A 1,057-nucleotide genomic window follows, 5' to 3' on the forward strand; every position below is an offset into this window, starting at 1 on the left:
AGACCAGCGTGACGAGCGCCAGGCCGGCAAGCAGCGAAGCGACGGCAAAGGCGGCGGCGGCATTGTACTCGTTATAAAGGATTTCGACATGCAGCGGCATGGTGTTGGTCAATCCGCGTATGTGGCCGGACACCACCGAGACCGCGCCGAACTCGCCCATGGCGCGGGCATTGCACAGCAGCACGCCGTAGAGCAATCCCCATTTGACGTTGGGCAACGTCACGTACCAGAACGCCTGCCAGCCATTGGCCCCGAGCGACAGGGCCGCCTCCTCATCGCCATTGCCCTGTTCCTGCATCAGCGGGATCAATTCTCGGGCGACGAAGGGGAAGGTGACGAAGATCGTGGCCAGCACGATGCTTGGCACCGCAAACAGGATGACGATGCCATGCGCCCTGAGCCAGGCGCCGAGCAGGCCTTGCGCGCCGAACAAGAGCACGTAGACAAGCCCCGAAATGACCGGCGAGACGGAAAAGGGCAGGTCGATCAGCGTGGTCAGGAACGCCTTGCCCTTGAATTCGAACTTGGCGATGGCCCAGGCGGCGGAAATGCCGAAGACGATGTTGAGCGGCACCGAGATCGCCGCGACCAGAAGCGTCAGGCGGATCGCCGAGCGCGTATCCGGTTCGCCTAGCGCCTGTGTGTAGGCCTCGATGCCCTTGGCGAAAGCTTCCTTGAAGACGATGATCAGCGGCAAGAGCAGGAAGATGGCAAGGAACGCAAACGTTAGGGCCATCAGCACGGTTCTCGCCGTGCGGCTTTCCGTCACCGCCGGCGACTGGCTTTCATGGTGCGGCGCGTAGGATTTGATCTCCGGGTCAGCCATAGCGCTTGCGGCTCCAGGTCTGCACCAGGTTGATGACCAGCAGCATCACGAAGGACAGCGCCAGCATGATCGCCGCGATCGCGGTCGCCGCCGCATAATTATATTCCTCCAGCCGGATGACGATCAGAAGCGGTGCGATTTCGGATTTATAGGGCAGATTGCCGGCGATGAAGATGACGGAACCGTACTCGCCGACGCCGCGCGCGAAGGCCAGCGCGAAACCGGTGACGA

General features: G+C 62.1%; 1 protein-coding gene and 1 pseudogene. Both read right to left on the reverse strand.

What is annotated here, in order from left to right; translation table 11 throughout:
• Positions 1 to 826, reverse strand: an 826-nt coding sequence (gene cysW, locus NKI63_RS30630) for a sulfate ABC transporter permease subunit CysW (protein WP_352824128.1), incomplete at its 3' end; no start/stop codon positions are given.
• A pseudogene (locus NKI63_RS30635) lies at positions 819 to 1,057 on the reverse strand (molybdate ABC transporter permease subunit); the annotation flags it as partial. The pseudogene NKI63_RS30635 and the gene cysW, both read right to left, overlap by 8 nt.

This window comes from Mesorhizobium sp. M0410, from assembly GCF_040321435.1.
Classification (GTDB): domain Bacteria; phylum Pseudomonadota; class Alphaproteobacteria; order Rhizobiales; family Rhizobiaceae; genus Mesorhizobium.